This window comes from Paraburkholderia phenoliruptrix (assembly GCF_902859825.1).
GTDB classification, from domain to species: domain Bacteria; phylum Pseudomonadota; class Gammaproteobacteria; order Burkholderiales; family Burkholderiaceae; genus Paraburkholderia; species Paraburkholderia phenoliruptrix.
The window spans coordinates 60,456-83,874 of the sequence record NZ_CADIKB010000028.1; the positions used below are offsets into that span (position 1 = coordinate 60,456).

Annotated in this window: 16 protein-coding genes and 1 tRNA gene; 11 read left to right on the forward strand and 6 right to left on the reverse strand. The window is 64.4% G+C overall.

Annotated elements, in window-relative coordinates; genetic code table 11:
* Positions 1 to 156: 156 nt before the first annotated feature.
* Entirely contained in the window at positions 157 to 2,622 is a 2,466-nt protein-coding gene (locus tag HV711_RS23590; RefSeq protein WP_035483510.1) for a YadA-like family protein, read from the reverse strand.
* A 578-nt stretch (positions 2,623 to 3,200) separates the two neighbouring features.
* On the opposite strand from HV711_RS23590, the gene HV711_RS23595 reads away from it, so the two are divergent.
* The 4 genes from HV711_RS23595 to HV711_RS23610 all read left to right on the forward strand — a co-directional run bounded on the left by HV711_RS23595 (position 3,201) and on the right by HV711_RS23610 (position 7,140).
* A complete protein-coding gene (locus HV711_RS23595) occupies positions 3,201 to 4,220 on the forward strand; it encodes a YVTN family beta-propeller repeat protein (protein ID WP_013588952.1) in 1,020 nt (339 codons plus the stop codon).
* Between the two features lie 72 nt (positions 4,221 to 4,292).
* Positions 4,293 to 5,288 carry a sterol desaturase family protein gene (locus tag HV711_RS23600; protein WP_028363450.1) on the forward strand — a complete coding sequence of 332 codons (996 nt, stop codon included), beginning with the start codon at positions 4,293 to 4,295 and terminating at the stop codon, positions 5,286 to 5,288.
* 150 nt (positions 5,289 to 5,438) lie between these two features.
* On the forward strand, positions 5,439 to 6,272 hold the full coding sequence (locus tag HV711_RS23605; RefSeq protein ID WP_028363449.1) for an EI24 domain-containing protein: 834 nt from the start codon (positions 5,439 to 5,441) through the stop codon (positions 6,270 to 6,272).
* A gap of 37 nt (positions 6,273 to 6,309) precedes the next feature.
* Entirely contained in the window at positions 6,310 to 7,140 is an 831-nt protein-coding gene (locus HV711_RS23610; RefSeq protein WP_035477732.1) for a competence/damage-inducible protein A, read from the forward strand.
* A 110-nt stretch (positions 7,141 to 7,250) separates the two neighbouring features.
* Here HV711_RS23610 and HV711_RS23615 read toward each other — a convergent pair whose 3' ends face one another.
* Complete coding sequence (locus HV711_RS23615; RefSeq protein WP_035477733.1) at positions 7,251 to 7,715, reverse strand: rhodanese-like domain-containing protein; 465 nt, start codon at positions 7,713 to 7,715, stop codon at positions 7,251 to 7,253.
* A 436-nt stretch (positions 7,716 to 8,151) separates the two neighbouring features.
* Here HV711_RS23615 and glnA point away from each other — a divergent pair, with 436 nt between their 5' ends.
* The 4 genes from glnA (at position 8,152) to HV711_RS23635 (ending at position 14,708) form a co-directional block, all read left to right on the forward strand.
* Positions 8,152 to 9,567 (forward strand): type I glutamate--ammonia ligase, encoded by a 1,416-nt coding sequence (glnA, locus tag HV711_RS23620; RefSeq protein ID WP_013588947.1) that lies wholly within the window; start codon positions 8,152 to 8,154, stop codon positions 9,565 to 9,567.
* 142 nt (positions 9,568 to 9,709) lie between these two features.
* On the forward strand, positions 9,710 to 10,852 hold the full coding sequence (gene glnL / locus HV711_RS23625; protein ID WP_013588946.1) for a nitrogen regulation protein NR(II): 1,143 nt from the start codon (positions 9,710 to 9,712) through the stop codon (positions 10,850 to 10,852).
* A gap of 47 nt (positions 10,853 to 10,899) precedes the next feature.
* Positions 10,900 to 12,417: a nitrogen regulation protein NR(I) gene (gene ntrC, locus HV711_RS23630; protein ID WP_035477735.1), complete on the forward strand. Its 1,518-nt coding sequence runs from the start codon at positions 10,900 to 10,902 to the stop codon at positions 12,415 to 12,417.
* Positions 12,418 to 12,563: 146 nt separating this feature from the next.
* Positions 12,564 to 14,708, forward strand: a complete 2,145-nt coding sequence (locus tag HV711_RS23635; protein ID WP_035477737.1) for a prolyl oligopeptidase family serine peptidase — start codon at positions 12,564 to 12,566, stop codon at positions 14,706 to 14,708.
* A gap of 47 nt (positions 14,709 to 14,755) precedes the next feature.
* On the opposite strand, the gene xth is transcribed toward HV711_RS23635, so the two are convergent.
* On the reverse strand, positions 14,756 to 15,535 hold the full coding sequence (gene xth / locus HV711_RS23640; RefSeq protein ID WP_035477739.1) for an exodeoxyribonuclease III: 780 nt from the start codon (positions 15,533 to 15,535) through the stop codon (positions 14,756 to 14,758).
* Positions 15,536 to 15,830: 295 nt separating this feature from the next.
* On the opposite strand from xth, the gene HV711_RS23645 reads away from it, so the two are divergent.
* Positions 15,831 to 15,907: transfer RNA gene (locus tag HV711_RS23645), tRNA-Met, on the forward strand.
* 108 nt (positions 15,908 to 16,015) lie between these two features.
* Here the strand turns inward: HV711_RS23645 and HV711_RS23650 are convergent.
* Entirely contained in the window at positions 16,016 to 16,714 is a 699-nt protein-coding gene (locus HV711_RS23650; protein WP_035477741.1) for an aspartate/glutamate racemase family protein, read from the reverse strand.
* Between the two features lie 207 nt (positions 16,715 to 16,921).
* Here HV711_RS23650 and HV711_RS23655 point away from each other — a divergent pair, with 207 nt between their 5' ends.
* The gene (locus tag HV711_RS23655; protein ID WP_035477744.1) at positions 16,922 to 18,214 is read left to right on the forward strand and encodes an amidohydrolase family protein; all 1,293 of its coding nucleotides are present in this window, start codon (positions 16,922 to 16,924) and stop codon (positions 18,212 to 18,214) included.
* Positions 18,215 to 18,375: 161 nt separating this feature from the next.
* Here the strand turns inward: HV711_RS23655 and HV711_RS23660 are convergent, their stop codons facing one another.
* Positions 18,376 to 20,484 (reverse strand): M3 family metallopeptidase, encoded by a 2,109-nt coding sequence (locus tag HV711_RS23660; RefSeq protein ID WP_035477746.1) that lies wholly within the window; start codon positions 20,482 to 20,484, stop codon positions 18,376 to 18,378.
* 293 nt (positions 20,485 to 20,777) lie between these two features.
* Here HV711_RS23660 and HV711_RS23665 point away from each other — a divergent pair, with 293 nt between their 5' ends.
* A complete protein-coding gene (locus tag HV711_RS23665; protein WP_035477852.1) occupies positions 20,778 to 21,944 on the forward strand; it encodes an acyltransferase family protein in 1,167 nt (388 codons plus the stop codon).
* Between the two features lie 258 nt (positions 21,945 to 22,202).
* On the opposite strand, the gene folD is transcribed toward HV711_RS23665, so the two are convergent.
* Positions 22,203 to 23,063, reverse strand: a complete 861-nt coding sequence (gene folD / locus HV711_RS23670; protein ID WP_013588936.1) for a bifunctional methylenetetrahydrofolate dehydrogenase/methenyltetrahydrofolate cyclohydrolase FolD — start codon at positions 23,061 to 23,063, stop codon at positions 22,203 to 22,205.
* Positions 23,064 to 23,419: the final 356 nt, after the last annotated feature.

Consider the following 23,419-nt stretch of genomic DNA (forward strand, 5'->3'; position numbering starts at 1 on the left):
AAAGCGCGTGGCACGCTCCATTGTCGGCGGAGCGTAGCACGCGCAAACACGCGCGGGCCGCTGTCGAGCCCGCGCCTACCTGCTGGTGACAAACTGCCTATGTTGTGCCATGCACTGGCGTGACGGCGCGCCAGGGCGCCGTCACGCCGCACCCGCTTACCAATGCATGCCTGCCCCAACCGATGCGCCGAACTGGCCACGCGAATCCGTGCTGCCTTGCAGCTTGTAGACCCACTTGCCGGTCTCCGACAACTGCGACACGCCGATGGCCAGCGCCGACTGTCCGCCATAGGTGCCACCGGCCATCGCGACCATGCCGCGGCCGGGCAGGACCGCCTGCGGCAGACCTGCCATGGCCAACGCAGACGCGGTGCCGCCGTACGAATCGCGTCGTGCCGAGCGGATCTGGTCGTCCGTGTAGCTGCGCGCCTCGCCTACTGCGCCGCTCACGCTCTGTTGCAACTGGTTGACGTTCACGGCGTCGGTACCTTGCACACCGGCGGCGACGTTGGCGATCTGGCGCTCCTGACCCGCGGCGCCGACCGATACCGTGTTCGCGCGATCCGCCACCGAGCCTTGGCCCAATGCGACGGAGTTGGCAGCGCTAGCAGTGGCGCCTGCGCCGAGGGCGGTCGCGTTGTTGGCGATAGCAGAAGAGTTTGCGCCGAATACCGCTGCGTTGTTCCTGCTCGCGGAAGAGTTGGCGCCGACCGCTGTCGCGCTGCTGCCGGTCGCAGACGCGCCGGCGCCGACAGCGCTGCTGTTAGTGCCGGTGGCTTGCGCGTTGGCGCCCGCGGCAAGCGAGTGCGTGCCCGTCGACACCGCACCCTCCGTATCGCGATCGCCTTCGCCGCTGAAGAACGGGTTGGCCGCGTTGACGACGGCGTTGTTGACCGCCCCGATGGCCGCATTCAGTTGGCCGACATTGACGGCATCGGAAAGATCGACGCCATTCGCGACGTTGTGAATCACCGTGCCGCCGCTCGCTGCATCGCCGCCGAGCGTGACGCTATTCTTGTTGACGCTGCCGTCGGCGTTGCGGTCGTACATGACCGCGCCGTCGAGCTTCGCGGCGGTGGCGGCGCCCTGGTCGCTCACCGCTTTCAGCTGCGCGACGTTGACCGCGTCGGTGTCCGCGGTGCCGGCGGCGACGTTGGTGATCTGGCGTTCGTTGCCTGCGGAGCCGACGGAGACGGTGTTGGCGCGATCGGCGAGCGAACCCTGGCCGAGCGCGACCGAATTCGGCGCCGCTGCGCTGGCGCGGTAGCCGAGTGCCGTGGCGTTGTCGTTCGTAGCGCTCGCCTGATAGCCGAGAGCAGTGGAGCCGTCGTTGACTGCGCTTGAGAAGCCGCCGACTGCGGTGCTGAACGCGCCCTGCGCTGTGGCGCTCGTGCCGGCGGCGAAGCCGGCTTCACCGGTAGCCAGCGCCGAGCTGCCGATAGCGACAGCGTTTGCGCCGGTGGCGGATGCGTCGTCGGTGCCGTCGTTCAGCCCATTTGCCTTGAAGTAGCGCGACACGCCTGCAGTGGCTGCTTGCAACTGGCTCACGTTGACGGCGTCGGTAGCGGCCGCGCCGGCGGCGACGTTGGTCAGGCGCCGCTCGTTGTTCGCAGAGCCGACCGACACTTCGCCTGTCGCATTCGCACCGGCGATGGTCGCGGGATCCGCGCCGGCGGGTACGTATGCGGGGGTCGTGAGATCAGTGCCTGTTTTCGACCCGGCACCGAGCGCGACGCTGTTGTCCGCCAAAGCGGTGGCGGCAGATCCGAGCGCAACGGAGTTCAGGCCCGTCGTGGAGGCGGCATAGCCCAGCGCCGTTGAGTTGTCGCCTGCGGCCATGGCCGAGGGACCGCCCGCAAACGCGTTATTGCCCGAGACGTTGGCCGCATAGCCGAGCGCCACCGAACTCAACCCGCTGGCAGCGGCCGTGTACCCGAGAGCGACCGAATAGTCGGCTGCAGCCGTGGCAAACGCTCCGCCGGAAAATGCGGCGGTTGACGCGCTTCCGTGATAGCCGAGCGCGGTAGAGAGCGTTCCGTTGGCTTGAGCGCCGCTGCCGAACGCGGCACTGGCGTCGTTGCGCGCGAGTGCTCCGGAGCCTGCCGCGATCGAATCGACGCCGCTGGCGAGCGCATTGAACCCGCTGGCCACCGACCGTGCACCCGTGGCGTTCGAATCTGTGCCGACGGCGGTCGCAACAACCCCCGACGCTGCTGCGCCCGTTCCGCTCGCGAGCGCGCCGTCGCCGGACGCGTTGGCACCGAGGCCCAGTGCCGTCGATAGCGAGCCGGTCGCTGTGGCGCCCATGCCCAAGGCAGTGGAATTGCCTCCCGAAGCCGTCGCATTCGCCCCGACGGCAACATCATTGACGCCCAAAGCGTTGGCCTGGACACCCAGTGCGACGGAGCCGTCTCCAGCCGCATTGGCGAGCAGTCCCAGCTCGATTGCGTTGGCGCCCTGCGCCATTGCGTCCGCACCGGCGAACACGGATGCGGCCACCACCGTCGCGACGGCTACCTTTCTCCGCGCGCTTCCGCGCTTCTTCTTCGCCGTAGATGTCGCAGGCGCGGCTACCCACGTCGCCGTCGTTTCACACCAGACTGAGTGATGGATTTTATTCATTTATTCTAAAACTCCGTGCTGCTATTTTCGGGGCGGCGCGGCGCGATTAATCGGTGGACGGGTCATCGTCCATTGCGGGCGTACCGGATCACGGCGAATAATGACTAATCGCCATGTTTCTTGCGCCGTTAAATGTTATTGCTGTCTTGTATGTCCGTTGTTCAGCCGTATTGATCGCGCTCACTCGCTGCGCCCCAGGTTAAAGGGAGGCTGGACGATGAGTGCGCAGCATTGTCTGCGTGGGGTGCTGAGTGCACCAATAAGCCAAATCCGAAATATGCAGAGCCTATTTTGTCGTCTTAATGGAAGAGGAATTTTCGGGGCGCAGTTAAAATATCGATGAGAATTGTCGAATTAATTCTTAAGGAAAGCGCGATGAGCGAGGTTAATTCTTAACAACGAAGTAATAATTTAAGAAAAATCGCTCATCCGAGAAAAAAGGCGCCGCCATCGAGCGTTTTAGGCGCCGCCAGCCTTCATCCGGCCCTTCATTTTCCTCGTCGCTGAACCCGACCTGCGTCAACCGCAGGCAGCGGCAAACGTTCTACAATGACAGTCGTTCTCCGAAGTGAGTTTTCATGCGTAAATTTTTTCTTCCCGGCGTCACAGCCACGTTCGCCGCAGGCGTTGCTCTTGCCGCCGCGGCAGGCTTTTTTTCTCCGGCGGCCCGCGCCAACAACGTGATCGTGCTGAATTCCGCCGAAGCCACGCTGAGCCTCATCGACGAGACGACCCGTCAGGTCATTGGCACCGTGCCGACCGGCAAAGAACCGCACCACTTGATGGCCACGCCGGACAATTCCTCGCTGATCGTCGCGAACTCGGTGTCCAACAATCTGATGTTCGTCGACCCGAAAACCGGGCAAGTCCAGCGCTGGGTCGAAAACATCGAAGACCCTTACCAGATCGGCTTTTCGCCTGATCGCAAATGGCTCGTCACGACCGGGCTGCGCCTTGACCGCCTCGACATCTATCACTACGACGGCCAGAAAAACCAGATGACGCTCGCGTCGCGTCTGCCGCTCGCCGTCATGCCGAGCCACATGGCTTTCACGAACGACAGCAAAACGGTCTTCGTCACGCTGCAGGTTTCGGGCGAACTCGCCGCGATCGATCTGCCCACGCAAACCGTGAAGTGGAAAATGAAGGTCGGCAAGGTGCCGGCGGGGCTGTGGATGACGCCGGGCGAGAAGTATCTGCTCGTCGGCATGACGGGCGCCGATTACGTCGCCGTGGTCGACTGGCACACGCAGAAAATCGTCAAGACGATCCATACGGGCAACGGCGCGCACAACTTCCGTTCGCTCGCGGACGGCAGGCACGTCGCGGTGTCGAACCGGGTAGCGAGCACGATCAGCATCATCGACGAAGAGTCGCTCACCAACGTCGGCGACATCACCGGTCTGATGCCCGGCCCCGACGACATGGAACTTTCCGCCGACAAACGCTATCTGTGGGTAACGTTCCGCTTTGCGAAGCACGTCGGCGTTATCGACCTGAGCACGCGCAAGCTGATCCAGACGATCGCCGTCGGCCGCTCGCCGCACGGCATCTATTTCTTTAACCGCGCGCCGGTCACGGCGCCGAACGGCGCGTGATAATGGAGATATTCCAGCTGCGCCCTGCCGCGCGATAGCGAGCCGCCCAGATCGAAGTCACCGACCAGCGCCATGTTCCATCTGATCTTCTCCTCACTCGACAACTTCGTCTCCGCCGCGCAGACGTTGTTGTACGTCAACGTGGTGCAGCCGCTGCTGTTCCACTTCGATCTGATGGACTACGACGAAGACACCTACGACAGCCTTTACTGGGTGATCGTGGGCGTCCTCGAGGTGCTGGCCATGTACGCGGTCCTGCGGCCGCTCGAGGCGCTGCGGCCGGTCGAGCAGTGGGACAACCGCAAGGCCGTGCGCGTCGACGTCATTTATACGTGGATCGCCAAGCTCGGCATTCTCAACCTGTTTTTTTTCTTCGCGCTGCAGCCGTTTTTCGACAATGTTCAGGCGTGGCTGCGTCTGCACAACATTTCGAATATCGAATTCGACAACCTGTGGCCGGGCGTGACCACAGAGCCGCTCGTCACGTTCGCGATGTACCTGCTCGCGCTCGACTTCGCCGGCTACTGGTATCACCGCTGGCAGCACTGCATCGGCGTCTGGTGGGAGTTGCACGCGGTGCACCACAGCCAGCAGCAAATGTCGCTGTGGGCCGACGACCGCAATCATCTGCTCGACGACCTGCTGCAGGCGTCGTTTTTCGCGGTCATCGCGCTTGTGATCGGCGTGCCGCCGTCGCAGTTCGTCGTGCTGGTCGCGATTACGAATCTCGCCCAGAGCGTGCAGCACGCCAACATCCGCCTGTACTTCGGCTGGCTCGGCGAGCGCCTGCTGGTCAGCCCGACGTTCCATCGGCGCCATCATGCGATCGGCTATGGCCACGAGGGCCTGAAATACGGCTGCAACTTCGGCGTGCTCTTTCCGTGGTGGGACATGCTGTTTCGCAGCGTGTCGTGGAGCCGCGACCTGGAGCCGACCGGCATCAGCGACCAGTTGCAGGGGCGTGCATACGGCGAAGGCTTCTGGGCGCAACACTGGCTTGCCTTCGTGCGCATCGGCCGGCGCCTTACCGCACGGCGCCGCAACGAGGGCGGTGCGACCGCGCTCTGAACCCACCCAACTTTCATTTTCATGCGCCGTCCGTCTCCCCGGCGGCCCGTCACGTGGTTTATGCTGTCCACGTTTGCCCCCGCGGTCCGCATTCAACGACCGCCGCGGCGCTTCCTTCATTGATCGTTGCACTCACCGTCACTGGCTCGCATGAATGACCTTTTGCGCTCGTTCGGGCGCGCACTCGCAAGCGCGCTCCACCCGCGCATGCTCTGGCTGACCTTTATGCCGTTCGTCGCGGCAACGGTCGGGTGGGGCGTGATCCTGTGGTTTTCGTGGCAGACGCTGATCGGCGCGACCCGCAGCTGGCTCGAGAGCTGGTCGTTCACCGTCACGCTTTACCACCTGTTCGATACGCTCGGCTTTTCGGCGCTGCATGCGGCTATTGCGCCGTTCCTCGTGATCGCGATGACGATCCCGCTGATTGTCGTCACGGTCCTGCTGCTTATCGCCACGCTCTCCATGCCGGCCGTCATCCGTTTTCTGTCGACGCGCCAGTTCGCCAGCCTCGAAATGCGCCGCGGCGGAACGTGGTACGGTAGCCTCGGTGAGGCGCTGTGGACGACGCTTGTCTGTCTCGTGCTGCTGATCGTGACGCTGCCGCTGTGGCTCGTGCCGCCGTTTTTCGCGTTGATCCCGCCGCTCCTGTGGGGGTGGCTGACCTACCGCGTGATGACGTACGACGCGCTCGCGCTGCACGCCACCCGCGACGAACGGCGCGCGCTGCTGCGGCGCTTCCGCTTGCCGCTGCTGCTCATCGGGGTCGCGAGCGGTCTGCTCGGTTCGCTGCCGACGCTACTGTGGGCGTCGTCGGTGTGGCTCGTGGTGCTGTTTCCGGTCATCACCGCGGTGACGATCTGGATCTACGCGTTCATCCTCGTGTTTTCGGCGCTCTGGTTCGGCTACTACTGTCTGCGGGCGCTGCAGCGCATGCGCGCGGACGAGGCCGGCGGCGTGCGGCACGCCGCGCCGGTTCCTTATTGATTACCGATCAACGAACGAGATAACCCAAGAGGCGGCAATGGCATTTGGCGTCATTATCATCGGCGATGAAATCCTGTCGGGCAGGCGCGTCGACAAGCATTTGCCGAAAGTCATCGAACTGCTCGGCGCGCGCGGATTGTCGCTCGGCTGGGCGGAGTACATCGGCGACGATCCGCAGCGCATCATGGCCACGCTGCGGCGCACGTTCGAGTCCGGCGATATCGTGTTCTCCACGGGCGGCATTGGCGCGACGCCGGACGACCACACGCGTCAATGCGCGGCGGCCGCGCTCGGCGTGCCGCTGCAACTGCATCCAGAGGCGCAGCAGCTGATTCAGGAGCGCATCCGCGACATGTATCCGGCGACAGCGGCCACACCGCTCGATCTGAACTCGCCCGAGAATCTGCACCGGCTGAACATGGGCACGTATCCGCAAGGCGCGGCGATCATTCCGAACGGCTACAACAAGATTCCCGGCTTCTCGATCCGCGAGCATTACTTTGTGCCGGGCTTCCCCGTCATGGCGTGGCCAATGATCGAGTGGGTGCTCGACACGCACTACGCGCATCTGCACCACGCGATGCCGCACGCGGAAAAGTCGCTGCTGGTCTTCGAGTTGCCGGAGTCGCGTCTCACGCCGCTGATGGAGAAAATCGAGCACGATTTTCCGGGCGTGCGGGTGTTCAGTCTGCCGAGCGTCGGCGACGCCGAGCGCGGCGGCGTCTACGCGCGCCATCACATAGACCTGGGTGTGAAGGGCGAGCCGGAAGCGGTAGCGGCGGCGTTCGTCAAGCTGCGCGAAGGCGTGCATCTGCTCGGCGGCGACATCGTCGAGCACGAGGCCGCGGCCGCGAAACCGCGCGGCTGATCTTTGCCAGCCCTACCCACTCTGGCGACTTTACCGAGCCGGCTGGCCCAGCTCGTGCGTGCGGCGAGGCCGGCTGCGAACGCGGCCCGCAGCCGTGCGCGCCTGGGCTCTTATGCGCCGATCCACGGCAAGCCGCGGAAACACCAGCCCGATACCGTCTTGCGGTGGCCCTGGCTGTCCTTGTCGCCTTCGAAACCTTCCAGCAGGTCATAAGCCTTCGTGAAGCCGGCCTGCGCGGCGGCGATCGCGGCGAGCTTCGAACGCGCGGCGCTGCGGCACAGAAACAGCACCGGCGTATCCGGCGACGCCACGTCGCCCAATTGGCTCAGGAATTCCTGGTTCGGCACCGCGCCCGGATAGCGCGTCCATTCCACGTGCGCATACTGCCCGTCGCCGATCACCGGCCGGCCGACCCAGTCGAGTTCGGCACGCGTGCGCACATCCACGAGACGGGCGCGCGGATCGAGCTGCAGCAGCTCGAACGCCTCGGCCGGCGAGAGCGCGCCGGCATACGGCAACTGATTGTCGGTGCGGCGTTTGTCCGCTTGCGAATACAGCTGTTCTAGCGAGCTCATGCGTCGGTCTCCTCGGGTAAATGATTATTCTAGCGCGCCGTCTTGCGGTCGCGAGGGCGGCTGGGCCTGAGCGGCCGAGCGCCTCGTCCGGCGGTGCAATATGCTCACAAATGGTGCAAATCCAGCGAATGCACCAAAAGAGAGACGTGCGGCCGCCTCGCCTCCTGAAACGCCCCATTGTGGTGCGGTCACGGTCGCGCCAATTTAAGGGCTGCATGCCCTTCGGTGCGCGGATTCCCCGCCGACGCGCGCGCCGCCTGCCTGCGCGCCGAGTTGGCGCATACATGGCACGGTTGCTGCTTTACTAGCGCCGATCGATCTGCGACGGCTAATTTTCACATTCGCTCTTCACAATTGAGGGGTGGACGCGCCGGGACGGGTCAGCTAGATTGGGCGGCGGCTGAATCCGCCGAATTCGTTAATCAGGAGATAGGTTATGAGTAAATCCGTGGCCGACGTCGTTCAACTCGTCAAAGACGAAGACGTCAAGTTTGTCGACTTCCGTTTCACCGACACGCGCGGCAAAGAGCAACACGTTTCGGTGCCGGTGTCGGCATTCGATGAAGACAAGTTCGAAAGCGGCCATGCGTTTGACGGTTCCTCGATTGCCGGCTGGAAGGGCATCGAAGCATCGGACATGTTGCTGGTCCCGGACGCGAACACGGCCTTCATCGACCCGTTCTACGAAGAATCCACTCTGGTGCTGACCTGCGACGTCGTCGAACCGGCGGACGGCAAGGGCTATGAGCGCGACCCGCGCTCGCTCGCCAAGCGCGCCGAAGCCTATCTGAAGAGCTCGGGTCTCGGCGACACGGCCTTCTTCGGCCCGGAACCGGAATTCTTCATTTTCGACTCCGTCCAGTGGAACACGGACCAGTCGGGCTGCTTCGTCAAGATCGGTTCGGAAGAAGCACCGTGGTCGTCGTCGAAGGAATTCGAAGGCGGCAACACCGGCCACCGTCCGGGCACGAAGGGCGGCTACTTCCCGGTCGCTCCGGTCGACACGTTCCAGGACATCCGCTCGGAAATGTGTCTGCTGCTCGAGCAGATCGGCATTCCGGTCGAAGTGCATCACCACGAAGTCGCGGGCCAGGGCCAGAACGAAATCGGCACCAAGTTCTCGACGCTGGTGCAACGCGCCGACTGGCTGCAGCAGATGAAGTACATCATCCAGAACGTCGCGCACACCTACGGCAAGACGGCCACGTTCATGCCGAAGCCGGTCGTCGGCGATAACGGTTCGGGCATGCACGTTCACCAGTCGATCTGGAAGGACGGTCAGAACCTGTTCGCGGGCAACGGCTACGCCGGTCTGTCGGAATTCGCGCTGTTCTACATCGGCGGCATCATCAAGCATGCTCGCGCGCTGAACGCGATCACGAACCCGTCGACGAACTCGTACAAGCGCCTCGTGCCGCACTTCGAAGCACCGGTGAAGCTGGCTTACTCGGCTCGCAACCGTTCGGCATCGATCCGTATTCCGCACGTGAGCAACCCGAAGGGCCGCCGTATCGAAACGCGCTTCCCGGATCCGATGGCCAATCCGTACCTGTGCTTCTCCGCGCTGATGATGGCGGGTCTCGACGGCGTGCAGAACAAGATCCATCCGGGCGAAGCTGCCGACAAGAACCTGTACGACCTGCCGCCGGAAGAGGATGCAAAGATCCCGACCGTGTGCGCCGGCCTCGACCAGGCACTCGACGCGCTGGACGGCGACCGCGAATTCCTGACGCGCGGCGGCGTGTTCACGGACTCGATGCTCGACGCGTACATCGAACTGAAGACGAACGAGCTGCAGCGTTATCGTCAGTCGGTGCACCCGATCGAATTCGAAATGTACTACTCGCTGTAAGCGGCAATGGCGCTTCGCCTGTCGAACGGCGAAGCGCGTTGTCCGACGCTCGCGATCGGTCACGAAGGGACGGCGGCGCCGTCCCTTTTTCGTTAGACCGGCGCAGTGGTTTGCCACCATCTCCTATCGGCCAGACTGCAAGATGGTTCTAAAAAATCTGATCAAGGCGAGAAAAGGGCACGTCGACACGCTGTCGGACGACGCGCAACTCGTCGCCTCCGGACTGTTGCCGGGCTTCGAGGCCTTGCCGACCGTCGTGCTGATCCTCGAGAAGCGCACGCTGCGTGTCGCGTTTGCGAATCCGTCGGCGGAGTCGATGCTCGAACTCTCGCGCAAGCAATTGACGCAGATGGCGTGGCCGGACATCTTCTCGAACGCCGACGAACTGATCGCGACCATCACCGCGATTGCCGCCCACCGTTTTCACGCGACGCATCTCGATGCCGTGCTCGAGCGGCCCGGTCACGAGCCGCTGCACGTCCACGCGATCGTCGGCTTTCTGGAAAGTGCGCAAGACTATGTGCTGCTCGAACTCTTCGAGAACGAGCGCCATTTGCGCAGCGACCGCGAGGAGCGCATCAACGACCTCACGGCCGTCAACAAGCAACTGATCCGCAATCTCGCGCACGAAATCAAGAACCCGCTCGGCGGTATTCGCGGCGCCGCGCAGCTGCTCGAGTTCGAACTCGGCGAGCGTCAGCGCGACGAGTTGCGCGAGTACACGCAGGTCATCATCAAGGAATCGGACCGGCTGCAAACGCTCGTCGACCGTTTGCTGGAGCCGCACCGCCATCCGCATATCGTCGGCGACGTGAACATTCACGAAGTCTGCGAGCGCGTGCGCCAGGTGATTCTCGCCGAGTTTCCGCGCGGCCTCACCATTGAGCGCGATTACGACGTGAGCGTGCCGGACCTGCGCGGCGACAAGGAGCAGCTGATCCAGGCGCTCCTGAACATCGTGCGCAATGCAGCCGAGGCGCTGCGCGAACGCATTTCGCAAGGCGACGCGCGCATTGAATTGCGCACGCGCATTGCGCGCAAGATCACGGTGTCGAAACGCTTATGTAAGCTGGCATTGGACTTGCATATCGTCGACAACGGCCCGGGCATTCCCGAGGACATCCGCGACCGCATTTTCTATCCGCTCGTATCGGGGCGCGAGGACGGCAGCGGTCTCGGCCTCACGCTCGCGCAGACGTTCGTGCAGCAGCACGACGGCCTGATCGAAGTAGAAAGCCGGCCCGGCCACACCGAGTTTCAGATTCTGCTGCCGCTCGACTACTGACACGCCTGTGTTGACCGCAAGCATCTCAAGACTTCTGACAGACCTATATGAAGCCGATCTGGATAGTAGACGACGATCAATCGATTCGCTGGGTGCTCGAAAAAGCGCTCGCGCGCGAGAACTTCGCGACGCGCAGCTTCGCGAACGTGCGCGAGGCGTCGGCGGCACTCGACCACGAAAGCCCGCAGGTACTGGTGTCCGACATCCGGATGCCGGGCGGCTCGGGCCTCGAACTGCTGCAAACCGTGCGCGACAAGGTGCCGGGTCTGCCGGTCATCATCATGACGGCGTTCTCCGATCTGGACAGCGCGGTGGCCGCGTTCCAGGGCGGCGCCTTCGAGTATCTGGCGAAGCCGTTCGACATCGACAAAGCCGTCGAGCTGATCCGACGCGCAGTGGATGAAAGCATGCGCGGCGAGCAGACGTGGGATGAGCGCGTCGCCGATGCACCGGAAATGCTCGGCCAGGCGCCCGCCATGCAGGACATGTTTCGCGCGATCGGCCGTTTGTCGCATTCCGCCGCAACCGTGCTCATTACCGGCGAATCGGGCACCGGAAAGGAACTGGTCGCGCGTGCGTTGCACCGACATAGCCCACGCGCGAACGGTCCCTTCATTGCGCTGAACACGGCGGCGATTCCTAAAGATCTGTTGGAGTCCGAACTGTTCGGCCACGAACGCGGTGCCTTCACCGGCGCGCAGGCCATGCGCCAGGGCCGTTTCGAGCAGGCGGAGAACGGCACACTGTTTCTGGACGAAATCGGCGATATGCCGTTCGATTTGCAGACGCGGCTGTTGCGCGTGCTGTCGGATGGCCAGTTCTATCGTGTCGGCGGCCACAATCCGCTGCGTGCCAATGTGCGCGTGATCGCGGCCACGCATCAGAATCTGGAATCGCGCGTGCGTCAGGGACTGTTTCGCGAGGACCTGTATCACCGTCTCAATGTGATTCGCTTGCGTTTGCCGGCGTTGCGCGAGCGCAGCGAAGATATTCCGCTGCTCACGCGGCACTTCCTGCAAAAGAGCGCGCGTGATCTGGGCGTGGAGCCCAAGCGCGTCTCTGAGGAAGCGCTCGCTTATCTCGCGTCGCTGCCGTTTCCGGGCAACGTGCGGCAGTTGGAGAATCTCGCCAACTGGCTCACGGTGATGGCGCCTGCGCAGACCATTGAGATCAAGGATTTGCCGCCGGATCTCAGTCCCGCTCAGGCGGGCGCGACGGATCTTGCCGGCGGTGGCGGCACGGCGATCGGCATGGCGGACGCGAGCCTCACGGCCACGGCGCCGATCAATGGGGCGAGTGCCGCAGCGCAGGCCGGCACGGCGGGCGGCATGCCGGTCGCGGCGCCCGTGAGCGCATGGGAAGGCGGCTTACGCACCGAAGTCGCGCGCCTGTTGCGCGAGAATTCGGCGGATGTGATGGACGAACTCGCGCGCCGCTTCGAAGCCGCGGTGATACGCGAGGCGCTCGACTTCACGCGCGGGCGCAAAGTCGAGGCGGCGGAGCGTCTTGGCATCGGCCGCAACACGATTACGCGCAAGATTCAGGAACTAAACCTGGAACCGTGAGAGGTCGGGGTTGACCGCGCGCGGGAGCGGTCAACCCGAGTTCTGCCCGCGTCGCTGCCGCGTCCCATACGTGTCGGAGCCGCACCCGACGCGTGTTCGAGCCGCGGCAAGGCATAATCAACGCTGTTTTCATCCGACAGCCCACGATGCCTTCCGCTTCTTCCGTTGTTTCTACCTGGCCGCTTTCCCCCGATCCTTTCCTCTGGCTCGAAGCGCTCGACGACCCCGATGCACTGGCATGGGTCGAGAAGCAGAATGCCCACACGCGCGCCGCGTGGTGCAGCGGCGCGCCATTCGAGGCGCTCAGGCAACGGCTCGCCGATGCCTATTTGCCGCGCGAGCGCCCCGTCATTCCCGATCGCTGGAAAGAGTGGGCGTATGACCTGTGGCAGGACGAGCACAATCCCAAAGGGCTGTGGCGGCGCACTCCATGGGCGGCGTGGCGCGCCGGCAACCCTGACTGGCAGAACCTGATCGACTTCGACGCGCTCGGCGAGGCGGAGGGCACGCCCTGGGTATGCGTCGAACTGGACATTCTGTATCCGGACGGCGACCGCGCGTTGATCACGCTGTCGCCCGGCGGCTCGGACGCGCTGGTGGTGCGCGAGTTCGACATCGACGCGCGGCGCTTTCTTGACGATGGTTTCGCGATCCCGAAGGCGGGCAAGCACACGGCGTCGTGGATCGACCGCGATACGCTTTACGTCGGCTGGGACAATGGGCGCAAGAGCCTCACGCGCTCGGGCTATCCGCGTGAGGTGCGGCGCTGGACGCGCGGCACCGCGCTCGCCGACGCGCCGGTTGTGTTCAGAGGCGCGCATGGCGACATCGGCGTGGAAGCGCATTACGATCCGGTGGAAAAGCGCCACACGGTGGTGAGCAGCGTCGATTTCTTCGACTCGGACACGTACTACCTCGAGATGGCAGATGGCATGCCCGTTGCCGCCGATGCCTGGCGCCGCTATGACGTGCCCTCGCATGTGGCGGTGAGCGCTTGGCAGGGCTGGCTTCTGCTCGAGCCGCGGCTCGACTGGCACTGCCGCGACGTCGTGTATCCGGGCGGCGCGTTGTTGGCGATTCGCGAGGACGCGTTCATGCGCGGCGAGCGGGAGGTGACGCCGCTGTTCATGCCGACTTCGCAGACGTCCGCGTGCGAATGGACGCATACGCGCAACCAGCTCATCGTGTCGTATCTGGAAGACGTGCAGAACAGGACCTTGCTGTTCGCGCCATCGCAATCCGCCGCGCAGACGTGGCAGTGGCAACAGCGCGTCTTTCCGTCGCGCGAGGACGGACAGGCCGACGTCTCGCCGGTGGAGTCGACGCTGAACGACGAAGTGTTCGTCGATACCGACGATTATTTGCGGCCGCCTGCGTACTGGCTCGCCGATCTTGCCCGCGACGATCTGAACGACTGGGCGTTGCTCGACCGCTGGCCGACGCAGTTCGACGCCACGCGCTTCACGGTGACGCGCGGCCATGCGGTTTCCGCGGACGGCACGCGTGTGCCGTACACCGTGATCGGTCCACGCGACGCGCAAACGGCTGCACGCATAAATTCCGCTGGCGAGGCGGCAGTCGCGCAACCGGCGCGGCCGTGCCTTCTGACCGGCTACGGCGGTTTCGCGATTCCCTTGCTGCCGAGCTATCTGACGGGGCAGGGCATCGGTTGGCTCGAGCGCGGCGGCGTGTATGTGGTCGCGCACATTCGCGGCGGCGGCGAGTTCGGCACGCGCTGGCATACGGCGGCGCAAATCGAACACCGGCAACGCGCCTTCGACGATTTCATCGCGGTGGCCGAGGCGCTCGTTGCGAGCGGCGTGACGAGCGCCAGGCAGCTCGGTATTCAGGGCGGCAGCAACGGCGGCTTGCTGGTCGCGGCGTGCATGGTGCAGCGTCCCAAGCTGTTCGGCGCCGTGGTCTGCGAGGTGCCGCTGCTCGACATGAGCCGCTATCACCTGCTGCATGCGGGCGCGTCATGGATCGACGAATACGGCGATCCGGACGATCCCGACGACGCGCGCGTGCTTGCCGCTTACTCGCCGTATCATCGCGTGTCGGCGCGCGTGAAGTATCCGCCGGTGCTGTTCACGACCTCGACCGCCGACGATCGCGTGCATCCCGGCCATGCGCGCAAGATGGCGGCGCGCATGCAGGCGCTCGGCGTAGACAACGTGTGGTATCGCGAGAACACCGAAGGCGGGCACGGCGGCGCCGACGAGCTGGAGCAGGCCGAGCATGACGCGATGGTGTTCGGGTTCCTGTGGGGAACGTTGGGCGCTTCGGCTTGAGGGGAGGGAGCGCGTGGCCGGTCGCCGGGCGCTGCGCCTGTCTGCCGTTACGCGCCTAACTGCGCGACTACCGGCGCGTGATCCGACGGCTGGTCCCACTTGCGCGGCACCTTGTCGACTTCGCATGACGTGCACGTTTCGGCAAGCGGCTTCGACAGCAGAATGTGGTCGATACGCAGCCCCGCGTTGCGGCGGAACGCCATCATCCGGTAGTCCCACCACGAGTAGATTTTTTCCGGCTGATCGAACTGGCGAAAGGCGTCGACGAGACCGAGCTCCGTCAAGCGCACGAACTCGGCGCGTTCTTCCGGCGACACCAGATTCTGGCCTTCCCACACCTTCGGATCGTGCACGTCGCGATCGTCCGGTGCGATGTTGTAGTCGCCGAGCAGCGCGAGCTTCGGATACAGCGCCATCTCGCTTCTGACCCAGTCGTGCAGCGCGGCGAGCCAGCGCAGCTTGTACGCGAACTTGTCCGTGCCGGGCGCCTGGCCGTTGGGGAAGTACGCGGAAATGACACGCACGCCCTCGACGGTCGCCGCGACCACGCGCTGCTGCAGGTCTTCAAAGCCCGGAATGTTCCGCACGACGCTGGCTTCGTCGACAGAAAGCCCCTCGCGCACGAGGATGCCGACGCCGTTGTACGTCTTCTGGCCCGCGAACCAGCTCCGGTAGCCTTTCTCTTCCAGTTCGGCGCGCGGGAACTTCTCGTCGGGCAGCTTCAGTTCCTGAAGGCACAGCACGTCGGTCCGGCTCGTTTCGAGCCAGTCGATCACATGCTGCTGACGGACTTTGAGAGAGTTGACGTTCCAGGTGGCGATTTTCACGGGAAATTCTCGAGCTGAATGGCGCAGGAGCCGTAGCTTACCAGCGTGGAGGCGCAGCGAGGATTTTTGCGTCGTCCGATCGTCTCACGGCAAGCGAGAATCAACGGTGACGCAGCTAGTCGTGGCGAACAGGGGCGTCGATGTGTGCGCCGAGAGCCCGTTGCCGCGCTTGCGGTTCGATAAGGATGACGAAGCAATGTGCCGATGTGCTCCGCGTTGCGGAGAAAACCGGCGATGTTTCTGCGGGAACAGGTTGACGTTTTGCCCACACCCCTATACAATCTCTTTTCTCTGACGCGGGGTGGAGCAGTCTGGCAGCTCGTCGGGCTCATAACCCGAAGGTCACAGGTTCAAATCCTGTCCCCGCAACCAAGCATTGTTGAAAGCCCGCTGGCGCAAGCCGTGCGGGCTTTTTAGCTTGCGGCGCAGAAATTCAGGCAGCCGTTTGCGTTGAATCGCAGCACGCACACCGACTTGCCTTCACTCGCCTGAAATCGCCCACTCCACAGCCGCTTGCGCATGCAGCGCCGTAGTATCGAACACGGGCAGCGCCGAATCTTCCGGCTTGATCAGCAATGTAATTTCCGTGCAGCCGAGAATCACCGCCTCTGCACCGCGTGCGCGCAGGGATTCGATCACGGTTTGATACACCATACGCGATTCGCTCTTCACGTTGCCGTGACACAGTTCGTCGTAAATGATGCGATGCACGTCGGCGCGCTGCGCCTCGTCGGGCACGAGCGTCTCGAGGCCGTAGCGTTCGCGCAGCCGGCCCGTGTAAAACGTCTGCTCCATCGTATAACGGGTGCCGAGCAGGCCGACCCGTTCGACGCCCGCTTTGCGCAGCGCGCTGCCGGTCGGATCCGCAATATGCAGGAACGGCACGTGAATGGCCCGCTCGATGGATTCATACACGCGATGCATCGTGTTGGTGGCGAGCATCACCAGTTCGGCGCCGCCGCGCTCCAGTTGACGCGCAGCATCCGCCATCTGCTCGCCGAGCGCGTGCCAGTCGCCCGCGCGCTGATTGGCCTCGATCGGCGCGAAGTCGACGGTCAGCATCAGGCTGCGCGCATTGTGATGACCGCCGAGGCGCGCCTTCGCATGACGGTTGAGCAGTTTGTAGTACTCGACGGACGACTCCCAGCTCATGCCGCCGATCACACCTATCGTTTTCATCTGCGCGCTCCCGAATGAAGAAATCTGCAAGACTTTGCCGAGTATAGGTGTGCCGCGGCGCGAGTTGCCGGTACGGATTTCGCGCTGCCGGCCAGTACGGGATCTCGTATTTATCCGGCACATTTGCACAAAGTCCGCGCCGCCTTTCTGACGCCGATAGAATCATCTTCAGCCATCCCGCGAACGCCCACAGAAAAGGAGCGAGATATGGATCTGATCATCCGCCGCGCAATGCTGCCGCCACGCATCGCGCCGCAAACGCGGCATCCGGTGGACATCGGCATCGAAGCCGGGCGCATCGTCGCCGTCGAGGCAAATCTCGCCGCCGTCGCGCGCGAGGAAATCGACGCCGCCGGCTCGCTCGTCACGCCGCCCTTCGTCGATCCGCATTTCCATATGGACGCGACGCTTTCCTACGGTTTGCCGCGCGTGAACGCGTCGGGCACGCTGCTCGAAGGCATTGCGTTGTGGGGCGAACTGAAGCCGCAGCTCACGCAGGAGGCGCTGATCGAGCGCGCGCTGCAGTACTGCGATTGGGCGGTGGCGCGCGGGCTCCTGGCGATCCGCAGTCACGTCGACGTGTGCGACCCGCGCCTGCTGGCCGTTGAGGCGCTTGTCGAGGTGAAGCGCCGCGTGGCGCCGTATCTGCATCTGGAACTCGTGGCCTTTCCGCAAGACGGCGTGCTGCGCAGTCCCGGCGCATTCGAGAACCTCAAGCGCGCCATCGCAATGGGCGTCGACGTGGTCGGCGGCATTCCGCATTTCGAGCGCACCATGGCGGACGGCGCGCAATCCGTGCGCATGTTGTGCGAGTACGCGGCCGAACAGAGCTTGCGCGTGGACATGCACTGCGACGAATCGGACGATCCGCTGTCGCGCCACATCGAAACGCTGGCGGCCGAAACGCTGCGGCTCGGCTTGCAGGGGCGTGTCACCGGCTCGCATCTGACGTCCATGCATTCCATGGACAACTACTACGTGAGCAAGCTGTTGCCGCTGATGCGCGAATCGGGCGTGTCGGCCATCGCCAATCCGCTCATCAACATCACGTTGCAGGGGCGCAGCGACACGTATCCGAAGCGGCGCGGCATGACGCGCGTGCCGGAGATGATGGCGGCCGGCATCAACGTCGCCTTCGGTCACGATTGCGTGATGGACCCTTGGTACAGCTTGGGCTCCGGCGACATGCTGGAGGTCGCGCACATGGGCTTGCACGTCGCGCAGATGACGGGCGTCGACGGCATGCACGCCTGTTTCGACGCCGTCACGGTGAACGGTGCGCGCATTCTCGGTCTGGACGGCTACGGCGTCGCGCCGGGCTGCGCCGCCAATCTCGTGCTGCTCGACGCACGCGATCCCGTCGAAGCGATCCGCCTGCGCGCGGCGCGTCTCGCGGTTATCAGCGGGGGCAAAGTGGTGAGCCGGGCGCCGGCGGCGCGCGCGGCGCTCTCGCTCGAAGGGCGTCCTGCGGAAGTGGATTTCAAGCTGCACCGCGACTGACGGCCACCCGCCACGCGCACGTCAATCGGCGAGCACGCGCGCCATCGCATGAGCAGACAAAAAAGCCGGTGCCCGCTCGCGCGGAACACCGGCTTTCGTTTATCGGCGCTGGAACAGCAGAACCCGCGCCGCGCGTTCGCTCAATGCTTCACCGCGAACGGTCAATGCGCCGCAGCGGGCGCCATGCCGCTGTGCCGCAGCAAGGCGTCGATGTTCGGCTCGCGTCCGCGGAACGCCTTGAACGATTCCATGGCCGGGCGGCTGCCGCCGACCTCCAGAATCTCCTTGCGATAACGCATGCCCGTGGTCTGATCGAGCACGCTGCCGCTCGCCGCCTGGGCGGCTTCTTCGAATGCCGCGTAGGCGTCGGCGGACAGCACTTCGGCCCACTTGTAGCTGTAGTAGCCCGCCGCATAGCCGCCCGCGAAAATATGGCTGAACGTGTTCGGCCAGCGCGAGAAGGGCGCTTGCGGCACGACGTGGAAGCGCTCGTTGATCTCGCTCGCGAGTTGCGTCGCGTTCTTCGTGCCGTCCACGTCGAAGCCGGTATGCAATTGCATGTCGAACATGGAGAACACGATCTGCCGCAAAGTGCCGAGACCGCTCTGGAAATTCTTCGCGGCGAGCATCTTGTCGAACAGTTCGCGCGGCAGCGGCCGGGCGGTGTCGACGTGCGAGGTCATGTCCGAGAGCACGTCCCACTCCCAGCAAAAGTTCTCCATGAATTGCGACGGCAGTTCGACCGCGTCCCACTCGACGCCGTTGATGCCCGAGACGCCCAGCTCGTCGACACGCGTGAGCATGTGATGCAGCCCATGGCCGAATTCATGGAACAGCGTGATGACCTCGTCGTGCGTGAAGCAGGCGGGCTTGCCGCCGACCGGCGCCGAGAAGTTGCAGGTCAGATACGCCACCGGCGTTTGCACGCCGCCGTGCGTATGCTTATGACGGCCGCGCGCGTCGTCCATCCACGCGCCGCCGCGTTTGCCTTCGCGCGCGTACAGATCGAGGTAAAACTGCGCGACGAGACCGCCGTCCTGGTTCTCGACGCGGAAAAAGCGCACGTCCGGATGCCAGACCGCCGCCTCGTCACGGCGAATGCGCACGCCGAAGAGCGTCTCCGTGACCTTGAACAGGCCCTTGAATACGACGTCTTCCGGAAAGTACTGTTTGACTTCGTTTTCGGAGAACGAATAGCGCTTTTGACGCAGGCGCTCCGCGGCAAACGTCATGTCCCACGGTTGCAGGTCGGCGAGACCCAGTTCACCGGCCGCGAATTCGCGCAACTCCTTCCAGTCCTGCTCGGCATGCGGCCGCGCGCGCGTGGCGAGGTCTTCAAGAAACGCCATGACCTGTTCCGGCGATTCCGCCATTTTCGGCGCGAGCGAGACCTCGGCGAAATTCCGGTAGCCGAGTATGTGCGCTTCTTCCGCGCGCAGCTTCAACTGCTCGGCGAGCACCGCCGTGTTGTCCCATTCGGACTTGCCGTTGCCGTATTGCGGACCGAGCTCGGACGCGCGCGTCACATAGGCGCGGTACATCGCTTCGCGCATCGGCCTGTTTTCCGAGTACTGCATGACCGGAAAATACGACGGGAAATGCAGCGTGAATTTATAGCCGCTCTTGCCTTCGCGCTCGGCTGCTTCTTTCGCGGCTTCGATCACGTCTTCGGGCAGGCCGGCGAGTTCTGTCTCATTGCCGGCTTCCACGAAGTACGCATACGCGTTGGTCGCATCGAGCACGTGATCTGAAAACGCTTTCGACAGCGCCGCCTGGCGTTCCTGCAATTCGGCGAAATGCGGCTTCTGGTCTTCGGGCAATTCCGCGCCCGACAGTCGGAAGTCGCGCAGCGCGTTGCTGAGAATCTTCTTGCGCTCGCCGGTGAGCGATGCGAAGTCGTCGCTGGCGTTCAGCGCCTTGTATTTCTCATACAGCGCGAGGTTTTGTCCGACGCTCGACCAGAATTCGGTGACACGTGGCAGGTTTTCGCCGTACACGGCCCGCAATTCGGGCGTATCGGCGACGGCGTTCAGATGACCGACAATGCTCCACGCGCGCGACAGCGGTTCCGTCGCGCGCTCGACGGGCTCGACGACATCGGCCCACGAAGCCGGTGTGATGGGCTCGGCCGCGCGCGCCACTGCGGCTGCCGCGTCGGCGAGCAGCACGTCGAGCGCCGGCGTGACATGTTCGGGGCGGATTTCGCCAAAGCGCGGCAGATCGGAGAAATCGAGGAGCGGATTGTCGTGATTCGGGACGGTAGTGGACATGAGGCTTCCTGTCTGACGCGGGTGAACGGGTATTCGGTACTTTAGCCGGTGCGCGGCGCCGCGCGCGCGGCGGTGCCGGTTGTGCACCTGACATCGACATTATTGGGGCAGGGTGGGCCGATTCCAATGCCGGCCTACAAATTACCAGATGTCGCGGCCCCCGGCGCTTCTGTGCGAAAGCGAACGGTGCGAAAGAGTGCCGCGCCGCATCCTGACGTGTCCCTCGCTCATTGTCGAGCGGTCGCACGGCAACCGGGCTCGCGGTTGCCGGCGTTTTCCTGCCAGAGGTCTCGATGCACCCGCTTTCGCATGCTCTATCGCGCAACGGCAACAACTTCGACCTGGTGCGGCTCGTGGCCGCCGTGTCCGTCGTCTACGGTCATTCGTATCTGCTGCAGGCACCGGACGGCACGAGCGACTGGGTGCAGAACGCGCTCGGTTTCGACGGCTTCGGCGCGCTCGGCGTCTATGCGTTCTTCCTGCTAAGCGGCATGCTCGTGACCGCGAGCTTCGACCGGCAACGCTCGGTGCCGCGCTTCGCCGTGCTGCGCATCGCGCGCCTGTGGCCGGCGGTGGCGCTCGGCTCGCTGGTGACGGTGTTCGTCGTCGGGCCGCTATTTACGACGTTGCCTTTGCGAGCGTATTTCAGCTCGGGCATGACGTGGTCGAACCTGGACAACTTTTCCACCATCGTCATGAAAACGGGCTGGGCGCTGCCCGGCGTGTTCGAACACAACCGTTTTCCCGTCGACGTCTGCGCTCCGCTGTGGACGCTGCCGCTCGAAGTGCGCTGCTACCTCATCGTGCTCGTGACCGGCATGCTCGGGCTGTTGTCGAGCCCGCGCGGCGCGGCGCTGGCGGCGGCGCTCGGGATTGCCGCGTTCGTGTTGCGCGTGCATGTGGCGCCGCATCTCGGCCCGCATTCGCTGCCCCTCGTGCAGATCGGTCTGCGCGACTTCAGCGAGACGCCCGGCGGCTATTCGTTCTGGCCGGAGCCGTTTTTCATGCTCGGCATGCTGCTCTATGGTTGGCGCGAGCGTATCAGCATCAGCGGTCTGGCGGCGCTCGGCTTCACGATGGTGTTTCTGGTGTTCCGCGACACGGCGGGCGCACAGCCGCTCTTCTATCTGGCCTTCGTGTACGGGGTGCTGTGGGCCGGGACGACGCCGTTATTGCAGCGCTTCGTGCCGCGCCATGACTACTCGTACGGCATCTATCTGTATGGCTTCATGGTGCAGCAATGCGTCGCGAATATCGCGCCGCAATTGAGCCACGTGACGGCCGTGCTGGTCGCCGCGCCGTTGATCCTGCTGTGCGCGGCTGTGTCGTGGCACTGTGTGGAGCGCCCGGTGCTGATGTGGTGCCGCGCGCGCCTCGCGCGTCGGCGCGCGATGGCGGCGGAGGCGACGGGGGAAGCGGCGGCGGGCGCCGGGCGCGGCGCGCGTCAAACCGTGCGCTGAGGGGCTGCGGTCAGCCAGCGCGGGTTTGAGCTGCCCGGAGGGTGTGATGCGAGGCGGGGTAGCGAGACGGACGCCAGTGAACCGGACAGCGTGAATCAACGGCACGCGGATGCTGGACGCGCGGTTGATGGTTAATGTCGGTGGGGTGGCCGGTGGAGCAGTGAGTCGAGCGGTGGGTTGCGCCGCTCGTCGCATCGTGGGTTGCGTAGCGAGTTGAAAGCGCCGGGCTGGCAGTTGCCCAGCGCTTTCCTTTTTGCTTCAGCCCTTGCGGGCGGCCTCGCGCTCAGCAGCTTCGATGGTATTCACCAGCAGCATCGTAATGGTCATCGGACCGACGCCGCCCGGCACCGGCGTGATGTAGCCGGCCACTTCCTTCACGCCCGCAAAGTCGACGTCGCCGCACAGCTTGCCGGCCTCGTCGCGATTCATGCCGACGTCGATCACCGCGGCGCCCGGCTTCACCATGTCGGCGGTCAGAATGTTGCGCAGGCCGGTGGCGGCGACCACGATGTCGGCGTGGCGCGTGTGCGCCGCCAGGTCCCGCGTCTTGCTGTGGCAGATCGTGACGGTGGCCCCGGCTTCGAGCAGCAGCAGCGCCATCGGCTTGCCGACAATGTTCGAGCGGCCGATCACCACCGCGTTCGCGCCTTGCAGCGGAATCTCATAGGCGGCCAGCATTTTCATCACGCCGTAGGGCGTGCACGGCCGGAACAGCGGCTGGCCGGTCAGGAGCGCGCCAGCGTTGGCGACGTGAAAGCCGTCCACGTCCTTTTCCGGGGCGATCGCCTCGATCACCTTGTGGCTGTCGATATGCGGCGGCAGCGGCAGTTGCACGAGAATGCCGTGGATGCGCGGGTCGCGGTTGAGTTCGTCGATACGTTCCAGCAGCTCCGCTTCGGACAGGTCCGCCGGATAACGGTCGAGCGACGAACCCAGGCCGTTGTCGTGGCACGCCTTGACCTTGTTGCGCACGTACACCTCGCTGGCCGGATTGTCGCCGACCAGCACGACGGCGAGGCCCGGCTGATGGCCGCGGGCGGTCAGGGCGGCAGCGCGCGCGGCGACGTCGGCGCGCAGGGTCTTGGAGAGGGCGAGGCCGTCGATCAGTTTGGCAGTCATGGTCGGTCGAGAGGGGCAGTGTGGAAAGCGGAGCAGCGCGTGCCGCGCACGATGGCGCTTTTCAGCAGCAATGGGTCGGCACAGGAAAAGCGCGCGAAGCCGATCGGCGATAGGCGTGGCTGCAAAGTCCGTCATTATACCGGCGCGAGCGGCCAGGCCGCCGAGGTCCGCATCAAGGATGCCGGGCGGCGGTGCAAGGAAGTGCAGAAGCTGGGGCGCGAGCCCGGACGGAAGGGACCAAGCGGACTGGCTAAGCGGACCAACGAAGCGGACCAACGAAGCGGACCAACGAAGCGGACCAACGAAGCGGACCAACGAAGCGGACCAACGAAGCGGACCAACGAAGCGGACCAACA

What these genes read in the sequence shown, in the direction of transcription:
- HV711_RS23655 (WP_035477744.1), top strand. Translation starts at nt 16,922, where the DNA reads ATGGATCTGATCATCCGCCGCGCAATGCTGCCGCCACGCATCGCGCCG.
- HV711_RS23595 (WP_013588952.1), top strand. Translation starts at nt 3,201, where the DNA reads ATGCGTAAATTTTTTCTTCCCGGCGTCACAGCCACGTTCGCCGCAGGC.
- HV711_RS23590 (WP_035483510.1), bottom strand. Translation starts at nt 2,622, where the DNA reads ATGAATAAAATCCATCACTCAGTCTGGTGTGAAACGACGGCGACGTGG.
- glnA (WP_013588947.1), top strand. Translation starts at nt 8,152, where the DNA reads ATGAGTAAATCCGTGGCCGACGTCGTTCAACTCGTCAAAGACGAAGAC.
- HV711_RS23650 (WP_035477741.1), bottom strand. Translation starts at nt 16,714, where the DNA reads ATGAAAACGATAGGTGTGATCGGCGGCATGAGCTGGGAGTCGTCCGTC.
- HV711_RS23610 (WP_035477732.1), top strand. Translation starts at nt 6,310, where the DNA reads ATGGCATTTGGCGTCATTATCATCGGCGATGAAATCCTGTCGGGCAGG.
- ntrC (WP_035477735.1), top strand. Translation starts at nt 10,900, where the DNA reads ATGAAGCCGATCTGGATAGTAGACGACGATCAATCGATTCGCTGGGTG.
- HV711_RS23600 (WP_028363450.1), top strand. Translation starts at nt 4,293, where the DNA reads ATGTTCCATCTGATCTTCTCCTCACTCGACAACTTCGTCTCCGCCGCG.
- HV711_RS23615 (WP_035477733.1), bottom strand. Translation starts at nt 7,715, where the DNA reads ATGAGCTCGCTAGAACAGCTGTATTCGCAAGCGGACAAACGCCGCACC.
- folD (WP_013588936.1), bottom strand. Translation starts at nt 23,063, where the DNA reads ATGACTGCCAAACTGATCGACGGCCTCGCCCTCTCCAAGACCCTGCGC.
- HV711_RS23660 (WP_035477746.1), bottom strand. Translation starts at nt 20,484, where the DNA reads ATGTCCACTACCGTCCCGAATCACGACAATCCGCTCCTCGATTTCTCC.
- HV711_RS23665 (WP_035477852.1), top strand. Translation starts at nt 20,778, where the DNA reads ATGCACCCGCTTTCGCATGCTCTATCGCGCAACGGCAACAACTTCGAC.
- glnL (WP_013588946.1), top strand. Translation starts at nt 9,710, where the DNA reads ATGGTTCTAAAAAATCTGATCAAGGCGAGAAAAGGGCACGTCGACACG.
- HV711_RS23635 (WP_035477737.1), top strand. Translation starts at nt 12,564, where the DNA reads ATGCCTTCCGCTTCTTCCGTTGTTTCTACCTGGCCGCTTTCCCCCGAT.
- HV711_RS23605 (WP_028363449.1), top strand. Translation starts at nt 5,439, where the DNA reads ATGAATGACCTTTTGCGCTCGTTCGGGCGCGCACTCGCAAGCGCGCTC.